Origin of the sequence: Phaeobacter sp. SYSU ZJ3003, from assembly GCF_041300735.1 — a bacterium.
GTDB lineage: Bacteria > Pseudomonadota > Alphaproteobacteria > Rhodobacterales > Rhodobacteraceae > Phycobacter > Phycobacter gallaeciensis_A.
The window spans coordinates 235,590-251,240 of the sequence record NZ_PXNU01000002.1 but is presented as its reverse complement, the minus strand read 5'-3'; the positions used below and the strand labels follow the sequence as shown (position 1 = coordinate 251,240).

The following is a 15,651-nucleotide window of genomic DNA, read 5'->3' as shown; positions in this document are numbered from 1 at the left end:
TGTCCCGTGCCCGTTTTGGGCATGCGATGAGGGGTCCGGAGCAGCAGGCGGATTTCACGGTGGCAGCCACGGGTGGCTCTGCCGTATAGAGGGGGTATGGCGAAGGCAGCGAAGAAAAAGCCGGGCCCGCGCAGTGCGTCTCTGCTGCGCCGGATGACCTGGCCCTTGAGGTGGGTGCGCAAATGGGTTCTTAGAGCCTTTTTTGCGGCTGCCCTGCTGGCTGTGGCGTTGGTGGCGCTCTATTCGGTGGTGAACCCGCCGATCACCCATACGATCTGGAGCGAACAGCGCAGGCTGGGTGAGGTGGATCGGGAATGGGTCCCGTTTGACCATATCGCGCCGGTCATGGCGCGCTCCGTGGTGGCGGCGGAAGATGCGCGGTATTGCCAGCATTGGGGGATTGATGTCACCGCGATCCGCGCGGCCCTTGCCGAGGGCGGTCAGCGTGGCGGGTCGACTATTTCCCAGCAGGTGGTGAAGAACGTATTCCTCTGGCAGGGGCGCAGCTGGATCCGCAAGGCGCTGGAAACACTGATGACTCCGCTGGTCGAGGCGATCTGGAGCAAACGGCGCATCCTGGAGGTCTATCTGAACGTCGCGGAGATGGACGAAGGCGTCTTTGGCGTCGAGGCGGCGGCGCGGCAGTATTTCGGCGTCGGCCCTGATGCTTTGTCCGCGCGTCAGGCGGCGCTGATCGCGGCGGTGCTGCCGGATCCCAAGGGCAGATCGGCGTCGCGGCCGTCAAAATTCGTCCGTCAACGGGCGGCGCAGATCCGGGATGGGGCGGCCACCATCCGCGCAGATGGACGATCAGCCTGTTTCGAGGATTGAAACTTTTGCCGCAAGCGGGCATTGCTGGTTCTATCCCGCACGCTTCAGGAGACTCCACCCGCCAATGGCACGCCTGTATCATGTCCCGCTCTCACCGTTTTGTCGCAAGGTCCGCTTGTCGCTGGCGGAAAAGAAGATCGAGGTCGAACTGGTCGAAGAACGCTATTGGGAGAAAGATCCCGATTTCCTGCGGCGCAACCCGGCGGCCAAGGTTCCGGTGGTACGTCTTGATGGCAAGATGATGTCGGAAAGCGCGGCGATCTGCGAATACTTGGAGGAAAGCCGCCCCGAACCGTCGCTGATGCCCTCTGATCCCGATGGCCGTTATGAGGTGCGCCGTCTGGTCAGCTGGTTCGATGACAAGTTCCACCACGAGGTGACCTCGAAACTGCTGTATGAGCGGGTCAACAAGAAGGTCACCGGCGAAGGCTATCCCGACAGCCGCAACGTCAAGGCTGGCGCCCGGGCGATCAAGTATCACCTGGATTACATGGCCTGGCTGCTGGACCACCGGCGCTGGCTGGCGGGGGATAGTATGACGCTGGCGGATTTTGCTGCCGCCGCGCATCTGTCATCGCTCGATTATATCTCCGATGTGGATTGGAACCGCTCTGCCGCCGTGAAGGATTGGTATGCCAAGATCAAGTCGCGCCCGGCATTCCGGTCGATCCTGGCTGATCAGATCCCCGGCTTCCGGCCGCCGCCGCATTATGCTGACCTCGATTTTTGATCTGCGCCTGCCGGTGTTGGCATGAGCGCTGCCCTGAAGGAAAAGCTGATCCGCCAGGCGCTGGACGAAGGGTTCGTCGCCTGCCGGGTCTGCCGCCCGGGGGATGTGCCCGAGGTGCCCGCGCGGCTGCAGGCCTTTTTGGAGGCAGGGTATCACGGGCAGATGGGCTGGATGGCGGAGCGCAGCCATTGGCGCGGTGATCCGGCGCAGCTGTGGCCCGAGGCAAGATCAGTGATCATGCTCGCCGAAAGCTATACCCCCGACGAAGACCCGATGGCGGTTGTGGGCCAGCCTGACCGGGGTGCGGTCTCGGTCTATGCGCGCGGCAAGGATTATCATGATCTGGTCAAGAAACGTCTGAAACGTCTGGCTCGCTGGCTGATTGCCGAGGCGGAGAAGGCGGGCGATCCTGCCGAGGTAAAGGTTTTTGTCGATACTGCGCCGGTGCCGGAGAAGCCGCTGGGGCAGGCGGCCGGGCTGGGTTGGCAGGGCAAACATACCAACCTGGTGAGCCGGGACTGGGGCAACTGGGCCTTCATAGGCTCTGTTTTCACCACGCTGGAGCTGCCGGTCGATGCGCCAGAGCGGGATCATTGCGGCTCCTGCCGGTCCTGCCTTGCGGCCTGTCCGACAGATGCCTTTCCCGCGCCCTATCAACTGGATGCACGGCGCTGCATTTCCTATCTGACAATCGAGTACAAAGGCCCGATTGACGAAGAGCTGCGCGGCAAGATGGGCAACCGGATCTATGGCTGTGACGATTGTCTCGCCGCCTGCCCGTGGAACAAATTTGCGGTTGCAGCCAGCGACATGCGTTATGCCGCCCGCGAAGGGCTCAGCGCGCCGCGTCTGGCCGATTTGGCGGCGCTGGACGATACGGCGTTCCGGGCGATGTTCTCGGGCTCGCCGATCAAGCGGATCGGGCGGGATCGGTTTGTGCGCAATGTTCTATATGCCATCGGCAATTCGGGCGATCCCGCCCTTGGCCCGGTGGCGGCGCGGCTGACCGAGGATCCGGATCCCGTGGTCGCCGATGCCGCGCGCTGGGCGGTGCAGCGCATCAAAGGGAGTTGAAGCTTTTCACGCCTGTCGCGCCAGCGGCAGGCATGCGTCCGCCCGCCGCATGGCGGGCGATTAGGTGACATGCCTCAGTTGATCCATTGTTTCAGGCTCAGCCCGAAAAGCTCTAGCGGCCCTTCCAGACCGGATCGCGTTTCTCGGCAAAGGCGCGGGCACCTTCCATCTGATCTTCGCTGTCATAGAGCACATCGACCGAGCGCAATTGCCGCTGGGTGATCCGGTTCATCGCGTCCTGGAACTTGGAATCTTCGGCATCGCGCACGATTTCCTTGATCGCCGCATAGACCAGCGGCGGCCCCGAGGCGAGCAGCCGGGCCAGCTCCCAGGCGCGGTCCATCAGCTGATCGGCGGCGACGATTTCATTCACCAGACCCCAACGGTTCGCCTCTTCTGCGTCGAACCAGCGTCCGGTGAGCAAAAGCTCCATGGCGATGTGATAGGGGATGCGTTTGGGCAGTTTGATCGAGGCCGCATCGGCCACCGTGCCCGAACGGATTTCCGGCAGGGCAAAGGTGGCGTGATCGGCAGCAAGGATCATGTCGGCTGACAGCGCCAGTTCCAACCCACCGCCACAGGCGATGCCGTTCACCGCTGCGATCACCGGTTTGTTCATCTCGCGCATTTCCTGCAGGCCGCCGAAGCCGCCAACGCCGTAATTGCCATCGACGGCATCACCATCCGCGGCAGCCTTCAGGTCCCAGCCGGGGCAGAAGAACTTGTCACCGCCACCTGTCACGATGGCGACGCGCAATTCGGGATCATCGCGGAATTCGCGGAACACCTCGCCCATGACAACGCTGGTCTTCAGGTCGATGGCGTTGGCCTTTGGTCGGTCCAGTGTCACCTCAAGGATGGCGCCTTCGCGGCGGGTTTTGACGGGGCTCTGTGCGGTATCTGTGTCGGTCATCTCATCCAGTCCTTTCTGCGCATAAGCGCATCCGCCGCGATGGCATCATCGGCGGTACAAATCAGCGGGTTGATCTCAATCTCTTCCAGTCCTTCGGCGTGGTCCAGCACATAAGAGCCGACCGCGCGAACGGCGCGCAGGATGGCCGCGTGGTCTGCGGCGGGTCTGCCCCGATAGCCGTCGAGCACCCGGGCGATACGCAGGGAGCTGAGCGCAGCCTCGATGGCCGCGTCGCTGGCGGGCAGCAGAAGTGAGACGCTGTCCTGCATCAATTCGGTCAGGGTTCCACCGGCGGCCAGGGTCAGGACAAAGCCATGTGCTGGATCCTTCACTACGCCGATCAGCAGTTCGGCCACCGCATCCGTGATCATCTCTTCGACCAGGAAGGAGGAGGCAGGCATCTGCTCTGCGGCCGCGCTTACGGCGCCGCCGGACATCAGGTTCAGAACCACGGCGCCCGCCTCGGTCTTGTGGGCAACGCCTTCACCTTTCAGCGCTACCGGGTAGCCAATGTCGGCTGCGCTGGCGCGCGCTGCGCCCGGTGTTTTTGCGCGATGGGATTTCGGGATACGCAGTCCGTAATCCGCAAGGCGCCGCTTGGCTTCGGCCTCGGGGATCAGATCGGGATCCACCGTCGGCGTGGGCAGCAACAGCGGCTCGGCAGCGGGCAGGGGGGATCCTGCGGCGGCTTCGCAGGCGATGATCGCTTCGCGCAATCCGCAGAAGGGCACCACGCCTGCCGCCATCAGCTGCGCCGCGACTTCTTCGGGCAAGAGTTCGGACAGTGAGGCTACCATCCCGACATTGGCGCCAGTCTGCTGGCGGGCGCCAATCGCGGCCTCAATCGCGCAGTCCCAGTCCGCGGCCGAGCAGCGATCGGGGCGCGGGAAATCGACGATCAGCAGGGTCATCGCCAGCGATGGGTCCATCATCGCGGAAAAGGCGCGGGTCATCGCATCGACGTCGCGCCAGATATAGGTGTGGTAATCCAGCGGGTTGGCCAGTGCCACCATCGGTCCCAGCGCCGCGCGCAGGTTGGTCGTCTGGCGCTCGTTCAGCGGCGGAAAGACCACATCAAGGTCATGGGCCGTATCCGCCGCCAGACTGGCCTCGCCGCCAGAACAGCTGATCGAGGCGATCCGGTTTGAGGCGAGAGGCCCGGTGACGTGCAGCAGTTTCAGCGTCTCAAGGAAAGAAGAGAGATCATCGAGCCGCGCAATGCCAAGGCGGGCGAGCAGCGCTGCCGCCCCGGCATCTCCCCCGGCGACCGATGCGGTATGGGAAACGGTCGCTGCCTGTGCCTCGGCTGATTTTCCAACCTTGAGGGCAACAATGGGTTTGCCCAGCTCCCGGGCACGCTGGGCGAGGGCCTCGAAGGCCCGCAGATCGCCAAAGCCTTCGATATGCAGACCAAGGGCCGTCACCCGGTCGTCTTCCAGCAGGGCGGCGCCAATGTCGGCGATGCCGGATTGCGCCTGATTGCCCGCTGTCACCACATAGGCAAGGGGCAGACCGCGTTGCTGCATGGTGAGGTTAATGGCGATGTTGGAACTTTGAGTGACGATGGCCACACCGCTGTCGGTGGGTTGCCCGCCATGCTGATCCGGCCACAAAAGCGCGCCGTCCAGATAGTTGATGAAGCCATAGCAGTTCGGTCCGAGAATCGGCATCTCGGCCGCGGCCTCCAGCAGCTTGGCCTGCAGGTCAGCGCCTTCGGCATCCTCGGCCTGGGCCTCGAGGAAACCGGAGGCGAAACAGACCGCTCCGCCGGCATTCCGGGCGGCAAGGTCGGCGACGATATCCACAGTGGCAAAGCGGTTCACCCCGATGAAACTGGCATCCGGTGCAGCGGGCAGATCCGCAACCGATGCATAGGCGGGCAGACCTGCGATCTCTTCGGCCTTGGGGTGAACTGGCCAGATCTGGCCAGCGAATCCCATCGACCGGCATTGCTCAACCACCAGCCGACACCAGTCGCCGCCGCCAATGACGGCGATTGTTTCGGGCCGCAACAGTCGTGACAGGCGCGGAGTCATGCTGAAACCCCATGCAAACTGAAAAATTTTGGGCCAAGGGCGGAATTATAGCCGCGCTGATAACGTTTCATTAACGAAATGATCCCTTTATGGTTGTGCGGATTGAGTAGGGATGCTTTAGACCGCGATTTCAGAACGCCCCCCGGTTCCTTTTGGGTCCGGGGGGTTGTCGTTTTTGAACTGCCTTTTTTCCCGGGAGATCGCTGCACTTTGGTTGCACAGGAACCCGACGGTATCAGGTCTGCGACAGAGGCGTACCGTAAACAGGTCGCGAAATCTGACCCAAATTCGGTGCTCATCCAATGAGTGAAAAACGGCCGGTAGCAGTGAAATATGGTCTTCACCACCGGGGGTTACCCGCCCAGAGGACGCAGCAACTCCCGGCTGATGATGTGGCGCTGGATTTCGCTGGTGCCTTCCCAGATCCGTTCAACCCGGGCATCGCGCCAGATACGCTCAAGCGGCAGTTCGTCCATCAGGCCCATGCCGCCGTGAATCTGGATCGCCTCATCCGCGACCATGGCCAGCATTTCAGTCGCCTTCAGTTTCGCCATGGACATGTCGCTTTCGGTGACGCTGCCCTGATCGAATTTCCAGCCTGCTTCCCAGGTCAGAAGGTTTGCTGCCTTCAGCTCGGTTGCCATATCCGCCAGTTTGAAGGACACGCCCTGAAATTTCCCGATCTGCTGGCCGAATTGCTTGCGCTCGGCGGAGTATTCCACCGCATGCTGCAAGGCGCGTTCAGCGCGGCCCAGACAGGTGGCCGCAACCTGCAGTCGCGTTGCGCCTAGCCAAGTGTTTGCAACCTCGAACCCCTTGTCCACCTCACCCAGAATGGCGGATTTCGGCAGGCGGCAATCGTCGAATTCCAGCACCGCGTTGGTATAGCCGCGGTGGCTGACATTGCGGTAGCCGTCGCGCACGCTGAAGCCCGGCGTGCCCTTGTCGACGAAAAAGGCGGTGATCTTCTTTTTCGGCCCGCGCGGGGTATCCTCTTCACCCGTGGCCATGAAGACGATGGCGAAATCGGCAATATCGGCGTGGCTGATGAAATGCTTGGTGCCGTTGAGGATGTAATCATCCCCATCCGCCCGCGCCGTGGCGGTCATGCCGCGCAGATCGGACCCGGCGCCCGGCTCTGTCATCGCCAGACAATCCCATTTTTCGCCCTTCATGCAGGGGTAGAGGTACTTTTCCTTCTGCTCATCCGTACCGGCCAGCAGGATGTTCGACGGGCGCGCAACGCAGGTCCAGTGCAGCGCGTAGTTGGCGCGACCCAGTTCCTTTTCGTACATCAGCCAGCTGAGCGTATCGAGCCCGGCGCCGCCCACCTCTTCGGGCATGTTGGCGGCATAAAGACCCGCTTCCATCGCCTTGGCCTGCAGCTCCTTGATCAGCTCCATCGGCAGATGACCGCTGCGCTCCACCTCAAGCTCATGCGGGTACAGCTCTTTTTCGACAAAGGCGCGGGTGGTGTCGACGATCATCGACTGTTCTTCGGTCATCCCAAACTGCATCTGCGGAATCCTTCTTGTTCGCTTGTCCGGGAGACTACGCGGGATATAGGTAGGTTTCATGCGTAAATGGAGAAAATCATGCAAAGTTGGGTGAAAGATCGCGCCGCACCGCAGCAGGTGGATGTGCTGCTGTTTGATGATTTCTCGGGTCACTGTTTGGCCAATACAGTCGAGCCCATGCGCGCGGCCAATACGCTGGCCGGGCGGCAGATCTACGATTGGCGCTTTCTTACGCTGGAGGGCGGCACGGCGGTGTCTTCGGCGGGGATGGAGGTCAACGCGCACGGGCGGCTCGCTGAATACGGCGGCGACATGCTGATCGCCATGCCCAGCTATCATTACCGGCCATTGGCCACCGATAAGGCGTTGCGCGGGCTGCGGGCTGCGGCGCGGCGCTACGCGGTGATGGCGGGGTTTGATGCCGGGGCCTGGCTGCTGGCCTCTGCGGGGCTATTGGACGGGCACCGGGCTACCATCCACTGGGAAGAGTTGCAGGGTTTCACCGAGGCCTTCCCCTCGGTCGATGCGCAGCGGCTGCGTTATGTGCGGGACGGGGATCGGGTCACCTGTTCCGGCGCGCTGGCTGCCTTCGAGCTGATGCTGGATCTGATCGCGGAACGCCACGGCCAAGCGCTGCGGCTGGAGCTTGCGGCCCTGTTCATGAGCCCGGAGGCCACTGGCGGTCAGGTCATCCCACTGGCCCGCAGCCGGTCGCTGGTGCGGGCCATCGACTTGATGCAGGCCAATCTGGAGATGCCGCTGCCCATCGGAGAGGTCGCCCGCCGGGTGGGCCGCAGTCAAAAGGATCTGGAGGCGCGGATGAAGGCGGAACTGGGCGCGCCGCCGCAAGCGGTCTATCGCAGGCTGCGGCTGATACAGGCGCGCAAACTGGTGCTGGAAACCACGCTCAGCGTGGCCGAGATTTCCCTGCGTTGCGGCTATGAGGATCCCAGCGCCATGACACGTGCCTTCCGGCAGGAGTTCGGCAGTACCCCGCGCCAGATGCGCAGGGGGTAGGGGTTAGGGGGCAGCCTGCCGGGCAGTGATCCACAGGTTCAGCCGCCAGATCCCCCAGGCCAGCGGAACCGCCGTGAGTCCGCCGATCACATAGGCCAGCGGTTCATCGGCAAAGCTCTCGAACAGCTGGGTATAGGCGTGGATGCCGCCAAAGGTCAGCGACGCATTGAACAGACCGCGTTCGTTGCGCATCGCCGCCCAGACCACCATGCCCGCCAGCGCCAGTGCCCAGAGGATGGAATAGAGATTGGCCGACAGCTCCAGCGCAGTGTCCCGGAACACGGTGCGCGCGGCATTGAAGCTGTCCCAGTCCTGATGGACGCTGCCGTAATAGCGTCCCGGCCCCCAGATGGTTTCGCCCACGAAATCCCCCCACAGCGAACCGACCAGTGCACAGAGGTTGGCCACCACAAAGGCCAGCATGACAAGAATGCGCAGATGCCGCGCAATGCGTTCCGGCTGGCTGCGGGCGAGCCACAGGCACAGGGCGATCAGCGCAGACATCTGCAGAATCGATAGGGTCGGTTCCGGGGAATAGAACACGTAGGCGGCGTGGAAATAGGCGCTGCCCGTTTCCAGCGCCTGAGCAAAAGGCGCCAGAGCAAAGGCGGTGACCAGCCGCACGTCGATCAGCGCGCCGATCCCCGCCAGCAGCGCCGCATAATACAGCATTTCAAAGTTGCGCAGCGGTGAGCCGATATCGTGTTGTCTGCTCAGCGCCTCGATCCCGATGATATGGACGGCCAGCCCCATCAGGATCAGCGCCCCCAGCACGAAATGCGACGATAGCCCGCCGCGCCAGTACCGCAGGGAAAGAACTGCCAGCAGCAAACCACCCACAGGCCACAGGACCCAGCCCGCGATCTCTTCGTAATTGTCCATCAGTTCCAGCGTGGCGCCACCGATGAGCATGCCTGCGCCGATCAGCGTGGCAGCGTTGCCGAACATGTGGAACATCTCGCCCCCCCGGGCCAGGATCGCCAGCCCGGTGAGGGTCATCAGCAGACCCGCAATCGCCACGGGCAGCGGATCGGCCAGCCAGAAGATGAAGCCGCCCGTCGCCGCGAGGATCCCGAGGCACAGGATGACGTTGACCCCGAGGGTGATCATCGCTTCGCGGGCGCGGGATTCGATGATGCGGGCCTGATCGGCGGTGATCACGCCCTCTGCCGTCAGACGGGTGGTATCGGCAATCGCATGCATCGGGCAGCCCTCATCAACAACTCATGCGGGGACAGGCCCCGCCTCAGCTTGCGTAAGTTGACCCCTCGCTGTCCAGTACTGCCTTGATCTCGCGCAGGTGTGCTTCGGCCTGCCCGGGATAGGCGTCCAGCTCGGCAGCGGTCTTTTCGGCGACTTCGTCCGACAGATAGCGCAGCGGCTGGCCGGTCTGCAGGGCGCGGATATAGGTCTCGGCCGCGCGTTCGAAATAGTAGAGCCGGTTGAAGGTATCGCCGGGCGTGTCGCCGATCACCAGAACCCCATGGTTGCCCATGATCATCACCTTCTTCTTGGGATCGGTGAGCATGGCGGCGCAGCGGGCGCCTTCATCCTCGAAGGCAAGACCGCCATAGCCATCGTCGATTACGTAACGGTCGTAGAAGGTCGCGGTGTTCTGGTCGATGGCAGGCAGGTTGCTGTCGGCGAGAGAGGCCAGAACCGTGGCAAAGATCGAATGCACATGCATCACGCAGCGCGCGTGCGGGCACAGGCGGTGGATCGAGCCATGCAGCCCCCAGGCGGTGGGATCGGGGGCATCGGGCCGGTTCATCGTGGCCGGATCGTCCGCATCCAGCAGCAACAGGTTCGAGGCGGTGATGCGGGTGAAATGCATCTGGTTGGCGTTCATCAGGAACCGCGTGCCTTCGGGGTTCACCGCGAGGCTGAAATGGTTCGCCACCCCTTCGTGCATATTGAGCCGCTCGGTCCAGCGGAAGGTCGCTGCAAGGTCCACCCGCTCCTGCCAGTGTTCTATATTCTGCCGGTCGACATCGGGGCGCAGATCCGTGACGGTCATGGGAACCTCTTCATATATCCAAATTAGAGCCTGTTTCAGGGCTCATTGATCATCCTGCCCCAGCCTCCTCCGCCGACAGGGAAGTGGCAAGGGGGATTTTTCGCTTTGTGCAGAAGGTGATCCTTTGATGACAGGATGCCTTCGGCCCTTGCACTTGTGAGCGCAATCAGAACAATTGGCGCATGACACAGACCGCATTTCCCAGCTGGCCCGATTCCGCCCCGAAACTGATCGAAGTTGCCGCAGGCCGCGCGCCCGCAGATACGGTGATCCGTCAGGGCAGATGGGTGAATGTCCACACCCGTGAAGTGCTGGACGGGCACGACATCGCCATCGTCGCGGGGCGCATTGCCTATGTCGGGCCGGACGCCTCTTATTGCACCGGACCAGAGACAGAGGTGATCGAGGCCAACGGTCGCTTTATGGTTCCCGGCCTGTGCGATGCCCATATGCATATCGAATCCGGCATGCTGACTCCGGCGGAATTTGCCCGCGCGGTGATCCCGCATGGCACCACCTCGATGTTCACCGACCCGCATGAGATTGCTAATGTTCTGGGCCTTGATGGCGTGCGTATGATGCATGACGAGGCGCTGATGCAGCCGGTCAATATCTTCACCCAGATGCCCAGCTGCGCGCCTTCGGCGCCGGGGCTGGAAACCACCGGATATGAAATCACCGCCGAAGACGTGGCCGAGGCGATGACATGGCCCGGCATCATCGGTCTGGGTGAGATGATGAACTTCCCCGGCGTCGCCAACGCCGATCCCAAGATGCTGGCGGAAATCGCCGCCACCCAACGGGCAGGTAAAACAGTAGGCGGGCATTATGCCTCTCCCGATCTGGGACCGGATTTCGCGGCCTATGTGGCCGGTGGCCCGGCGGATGATCACGAAGGTACCTGCGAAGCCGATGCCATCGCCCGGGTCCGTCAGGGCATGCGGTCAATGATGCGGCTGGGCTCGGCCTGGTATGACGTCGAAAGCCAGATCACCGCTGTGACGGAAAAGGGCCTGGATCCGCGCAACTTCATTCTCTGCACCGATGACTGCCATTCCGGCACGCTGGTGCACGATGGCCATATGAACCGGGTGGTGCGCCACGCCATCGCCTGCGGCTGCGATCCGGTAATCGCGCTGCAGATGGCGACCATCAACACGGCGACGCACTTTGGGCTGGAGCGCGAGCTTGGCTCGATCACCCCTGGGCGGCGCGCGGATGTAATCCTGACCTCGGACCTGCGCGAATTGCCCATCGAACTGGTGATCGCGCGTGGGCAGATCGTGGCAGAAAACGGCTCTATTACTGTTGAATGCCCGCACTATGACTGGCCAGAGAGCGCCACGGGTACCGTGCATCTGGGCCACGCGCTGTCGGCGGGTGATTTTGAACTGAAGGCGCCGGAGGGGGCGAACTCGGTTACCGCCAATGTGATTGGCGTGGTAGAGAACCAGGCCCCGACCAAGGCGCTGAAGGCGGAATTGCCAGTGGTCGAAGGGCTGGTCGAAGGCAGCGGCGAGGTCTGCCAGATCGCTTTGGTCGAACGCCATCAGGCCACGGGCGGCGTCACCAACGCCTTTGTCTCGGGCTTTGGCTATCAGGGGTCCATGGCGATGGCTTCGACCGTGGCGCATGACAGCCACCACATGATCGTGGTTGGCACCGACCGGGAGCAGATGGCGCTGGCCGCAAATCGCCTGGCCGAGGTCGGCGGCGGTATCACCCTGTTCCGCGACGGAGAGGAGCTGGCGCTGGTCGAATTGCCCATCGCGGGCCTGATGTCCAGCAGCCCAGCGACCGAGGTTGCCGCCAAGGCGCAGAAGATGGTCGAGGCGATGGAGGCCTGTGGCTGCAAGCTGAACAACGCCTATATGCAGCATTCGCTATTGGCGCTGGTGGTAATTCCTGAGCTGCGGATTTCAGATCTGGGGCTGGTGGATGTGCGCACATTCAAGAAAATCCCCGTGTTAGAGCCGATTTCATGACCACCATCCGCCTGCCTGAACATCCCGCCCCCGAGACATTCACTGACGCGGCGCAGGCCGTGGAGCGGCTGGAGCTGCTTTATCGGCAGTCCACGGAGTTCCTTTGCAACGCTTTCATGGCGGTGATGTCTGGAAATGCGCCGCAGGATCAGCGTATCCGCGCCTTCTATCCTGAAATTCGCTTTACCACTTCTTCCTTTGCGCAAGTGGATTCGCGGCTCAGCTTTGGCCATGTGTCGATGCCGGGAACCTATGCCACCACGGTGACGCGCCCGGACCTGTTCCGCAATTACCTGATCCAGCAGATCGGCCTGCTGATCAAGAACCACGGACAGCCAGTGGTCATCGGTGCTTCGGAAACGCCGATCCCGGTGCATTTTGCCGTGGCCTCGCGGCAGGATCTGACGGTGCCACAGGACGGCGCCGCCGGGTTTACCCTGCGCGATGTGTTTGACGTGCCGGATCTGTCCACGACGAATGATGATATCGTCAACGGCACTCATCAGCCCGCCAATGGCAGCGGCCCCCTGTCACTGTTCACTGCGCAGCGTGTCGATTATTCGCTGGCACGGCTGGCCCATTACACGGCAACCGATCCGTCCCATTTCCAGAACCACGTGTTGTTCACCAACTACCAGTTCTACGTGGCCGAGTTCGAAGCCTATGCGCGCGCGCAGCTGGCCGATCCGGCCTCGGGCTACAGCAGTTTTGTCAGTACCGGCGATCATGAGATCACCGATGCAGATGCCGACATTCCAGCCATCGCCAAACTGCCGCAGATGCCGACCTACCATCTGAAACGGGCGGATGGCAGCGGCATCACGCTGGTTAATATCGGCGTTGGCCCGTCCAATGCCAAAACCGCCACCGATCATATCGCGGTGCTGCGGCCGCATGCCTGGCTGATGGTGGGCCATTGTGCCGGCCTCAGGAACACGCAGGCGCTGGGCGATTTTGTGCTGGCCCATGCGTACCTGCGCGAGGATCACGTGCTGGATGATGACCTGCCTGTCTGGACCCCGATCCCGGCGCTGGCGGAAATCCAGATCGCACTGGAACAGGCCGTGGCCGAGGTGACCGAGTTCGAAGGCTACGATCTGAAGCGGATCATGCGCACCGGCACCGTCGCCACCATCGACAATCGCAACTGGGAACTGCGCGACCAGTCCGGCCCGGTGCAGCGGCTCAGCCAGTCGCGCGCCATTGCGCTGGATATGGAAAGCGCGACGATCGCCGCAAATGGCTATCGCTTCCGGGTTCCCTATGGCACATTGCTCTGTGTCTCGGATAAGCCGCTGCATGGCGAGCTGAAGCTGCCCGGCATGGCGTCGGACTTCTATCAGACTCAGGTTGCGCGCCATTTGCAGATCGGAATTCGGGCAATGGAGCAGCTGCGCGGCATGCCATTGGAGCGGCTTCACAGCCGAAAACTGCGCTCTTTTGATGAAACGGCCTTCCTCTGAGGCTAGTTTTCCCCAAATTTCTGCGGAAATTCGCTTGTTTTCACGATCTTTGCTATCGCTACGCGTTGTGTTACCGCACAACATAACGATAATGTCACGCAATGAGGCCCCACAGTTCGGGCAGTTTTAAGGAGAGCTAAGAATGTCCAAACCGATGACCAAAACCCAGCTTGTCGCAGCGCTGGCTGAGGAAATGGGCAGCGATAAGAAAGCAGCTGGTGCCGCTCTGGACGCCGTCTGCGCGCTGATCACGCGTGAAGTTTCCAACGGCGGCGCCGTGACCCTGCCCGGTGTCGGAAAGATCTATTGCCGCGAGCGCCCCGAGCGCGAAGTGCGCAACCCTGCCACTGGCGAAAAGTTCATGAAAGAAGCCGACAAGGTTGTCAAAATGACCATCGCCAAGGCTCTGAAAGACAGCGTCAACGAAGACGCATAAGTCTCGGACCGGATCCTTTGGATCTGACAGGAATTTGGGTCGCCCTCGGGCGGCCCTTTCTTTTTGGGCGCGGGACCAGCCGGGATGTCTCACTGTGATGTGAGCGGGCCTTGCGCCCCGGCGCCTTTTGCGGGACTGTCCGGGCAATTCAGGGGAGGATCAGCTTTGGATATTCGTGCAATCGCCATGGGGCTGACATTTGCCCTGATGTGGTCCTCGGCTTTCACCTCGGCGCGGATCATCGTCGTGGATGCTTCGCCGCTGTTTTCCCTGGCGGTGCGGTTCCTGATCTCGGGCCTGATCGGAATTTCCATTGCGCTGGCAATGGGACAGACTTGGCGGCTGACACGCGGACAGTGGCGCGCGACCATCATTTTCGGGATTTGTCAGAATGCGCTGTATCTGGGGCTGAACTTTGTCGCCATGCAGACGATCGAAGCGTCGCTGGCGGCGATCATCGCTTCGACAATGCCTTTGCTGGTGGCGCTGGCCTCCTGGTTGGTGTTCCGGGAACGTCTGAAACCCCTGGGTATTGTCGGCCTTCTGGCCGGTGTTGTCGGCGTTGCCCTGATCATGGGCACCCGGATCAGCGCCGGGGTCGATCTGTTCGGCATGGCGCTTTGCGGTGTCGGCGTTCTGGCCCTGACCCTGGCAACTCTGGCCCTGCGCGGGGCCACATCGGGCGGCAATTTCATGATGGTGGTCGGGTTGCAGATGCTGATCGGATCGGCCTGCCTGTTCATCGCCGCGCCGCTGTTCGAGGATATCTTTGTCAATCCGACCCTGCCGCTGGCACTGGCCTTTGCCTATACCACGCTGGTGCCGGGGCTTGCCGCGACCTTTATCTGGGTGCTGCTGCTGAACCGCATTGGCGCGGTGCGTGCGGCCACCTTCCACTTTCTGAACCCGGTCTTCGGGGTGGCGATCGCCAGCCTTCTTTTGGGTGAAAAACTGGGGCCGCTGGATATTGTTGGGGTGGTGATTGTCACCGGCGGCATTCTGGCGGTGCAATTGTCCCGTCAGCCGGGCAGAACGGCCAAAGTCGCAGCGAAACCCGCGGAATAGATTTCTGTTATCGCGGCAGGTTGGCTTCGACGGCGCCGGTGATCTGCCCCGACAGAGGCCGCGTGATGGAACCCCAGGTGCCCGCAACCGTGCCATCGGCGGCGATCAGGACCTTGTTGAAGTTCCAGCCTGGCTCAAATCCGGTTTCCGTCCGCACTGCTTGGTAAAACGGATGCGCGCCATCGCCCCGTACAGGCGTGATATCGGTCATCGGCAGGGTCAGATCATAATTCAGGGCGCAGAATTCCTTGACCTCTTCGGCGCTGGACAATTCCTGTTTGAAATCATTCGACGGCACGGCCAGCACCACAAGGCCGCGGTCCTTGTATCGGTCATAGAGCGTTTGCAGACCGTCGTATTGCTTGGTGAAGCCGCAGCGCGAGGCGGTGTTCACCACCAGAACCGGCTGCCCCCGGAAGGATGATATGTCGATTTTACCGCCATCGATGGAGGCAAAGACGCCCCCGACTGGTGCCGCCTGCACCATCTGCCCCACCATTAACAGCGCCGCCAATACCCACATTCGAACCATTTTCACTCTCCACTGTTGTTATCAGGGCTACGGAT

Annotated in this window: 14 protein-coding genes; 8 read left to right on the top strand and 6 right to left on the bottom strand. The window is 62.1% G+C overall.

Features of this window, described 5'->3' with window-relative positions; all coding sequences use genetic code 11:
* Positions 1 to 96 precede the first annotated feature (96 nt).
* The 3 genes from mtgA (at position 97) to queG (ending at position 2,635) form a co-directional block, all read left to right on the top strand.
* The gene (mtgA, locus tag C6W91_RS02680) at positions 97 to 831 is read left to right on the top strand and encodes a monofunctional biosynthetic peptidoglycan transglycosylase (protein WP_065271983.1); all 735 of its coding nucleotides are present in this window, start codon (positions 97 to 99) and stop codon (positions 829 to 831) included.
* A gap of 64 nt (positions 832 to 895) precedes the next feature.
* A complete protein-coding gene (locus C6W91_RS02675) occupies positions 896 to 1,561 on the top strand; it encodes a glutathione S-transferase family protein (protein ID WP_065271982.1) in 666 nt (221 codons plus the stop codon).
* A 21-nt stretch (positions 1,562 to 1,582) separates the two neighbouring features.
* Positions 1,583 to 2,635: a tRNA epoxyqueuosine(34) reductase QueG gene (gene queG, locus C6W91_RS02670; RefSeq protein ID WP_065271981.1), complete on the top strand. Its 1,053-nt coding sequence runs from the start codon at positions 1,583 to 1,585 to the stop codon at positions 2,633 to 2,635.
* A 112-nt stretch (positions 2,636 to 2,747) separates the two neighbouring features.
* Here the strand turns inward: queG and C6W91_RS02665 are convergent, their stop codons facing one another.
* The 3 genes from C6W91_RS02665 to C6W91_RS02655 all read right to left on the bottom strand — a co-directional run bounded on the left by C6W91_RS02665 (position 2,748) and on the right by C6W91_RS02655 (position 7,101).
* A complete protein-coding gene (locus C6W91_RS02665) occupies positions 2,748 to 3,548 on the bottom strand; it encodes a carnitinyl-CoA dehydratase (RefSeq protein ID WP_065271980.1) in 801 nt (266 codons plus the stop codon).
* Positions 3,545 to 5,584: an acetate--CoA ligase family protein gene (locus C6W91_RS02660; RefSeq protein ID WP_065271979.1), complete on the bottom strand. Its 2,040-nt coding sequence runs from the start codon at positions 5,582 to 5,584 to the stop codon at positions 3,545 to 3,547. Before C6W91_RS02660 ends, C6W91_RS02665 begins: the two co-directional genes overlap by 4 nt.
* A 353-nt stretch (positions 5,585 to 5,937) precedes the next feature.
* The gene (locus C6W91_RS02655; RefSeq protein ID WP_065271978.1) at positions 5,938 to 7,101 is read right to left on the bottom strand and encodes an acyl-CoA dehydrogenase family protein; all 1,164 of its coding nucleotides are present in this window, start codon (positions 7,099 to 7,101) and stop codon (positions 5,938 to 5,940) included.
* A gap of 78 nt (positions 7,102 to 7,179) precedes the next feature.
* Between C6W91_RS02655 and C6W91_RS02650 the strand changes: the two genes are divergently transcribed.
* Positions 7,180 to 8,118, top strand: a complete 939-nt coding sequence (locus C6W91_RS02650) for a GlxA family transcriptional regulator (RefSeq protein WP_065273644.1) — start codon at positions 7,180 to 7,182, stop codon at positions 8,116 to 8,118.
* 3 nt (positions 8,119 to 8,121) lie between these two features.
* On the opposite strand, the gene C6W91_RS02645 is transcribed toward C6W91_RS02650, so the two are convergent.
* On the bottom strand, positions 8,122 to 9,321 hold the full coding sequence (locus tag C6W91_RS02645; RefSeq protein ID WP_065271977.1) for a hypothetical protein: 1,200 nt from the start codon (positions 9,319 to 9,321) through the stop codon (positions 8,122 to 8,124).
* Between the two features lie 43 nt (positions 9,322 to 9,364).
* On the bottom strand, positions 9,365 to 10,135 hold the full coding sequence (locus C6W91_RS02640) for a class II aldolase and adducin N-terminal domain-containing protein (RefSeq protein WP_065271976.1): 771 nt from the start codon (positions 10,133 to 10,135) through the stop codon (positions 9,365 to 9,367).
* A 182-nt stretch (positions 10,136 to 10,317) separates the two neighbouring features.
* On the opposite strand from C6W91_RS02640, the gene ade reads away from it, so the two are divergent.
* The 4 genes from ade (at position 10,318) to C6W91_RS02620 (ending at position 15,084) form a co-directional block, all read left to right on the top strand.
* A complete protein-coding gene (gene ade, locus C6W91_RS02635; protein WP_065271975.1) occupies positions 10,318 to 12,120 on the top strand; it encodes an adenine deaminase in 1,803 nt (600 codons plus the stop codon).
* Positions 12,117 to 13,583, top strand: a complete 1,467-nt coding sequence (locus C6W91_RS02630) for an AMP nucleosidase (RefSeq protein WP_065271974.1) — start codon at positions 12,117 to 12,119, stop codon at positions 13,581 to 13,583. Before ade ends, C6W91_RS02630 begins: the two co-directional genes overlap by 4 nt.
* A gap of 142 nt (positions 13,584 to 13,725) precedes the next feature.
* Positions 13,726 to 14,019 carry an HU family DNA-binding protein gene (locus tag C6W91_RS02625; protein WP_065271973.1) on the top strand — a complete coding sequence of 98 codons (294 nt, stop codon included), beginning with the start codon at positions 13,726 to 13,728 and terminating at the stop codon, positions 14,017 to 14,019.
* 165 nt (positions 14,020 to 14,184) lie between these two features.
* Positions 14,185 to 15,084 carry a DMT family transporter gene (locus tag C6W91_RS02620; RefSeq protein ID WP_065271972.1) on the top strand — a complete coding sequence of 300 codons (900 nt, stop codon included), beginning with the start codon at positions 14,185 to 14,187 and terminating at the stop codon, positions 15,082 to 15,084.
* Between the two features lie 7 nt (positions 15,085 to 15,091).
* Here the strand turns inward: C6W91_RS02620 and C6W91_RS02615 are convergent, their stop codons facing one another.
* Positions 15,092 to 15,616: a glutathione peroxidase gene (locus tag C6W91_RS02615; protein WP_370570413.1), complete on the bottom strand. Its 525-nt coding sequence runs from the start codon at positions 15,614 to 15,616 to the stop codon at positions 15,092 to 15,094.
* Between the last annotated feature and the right edge of the window lie 35 nt (positions 15,617 to 15,651).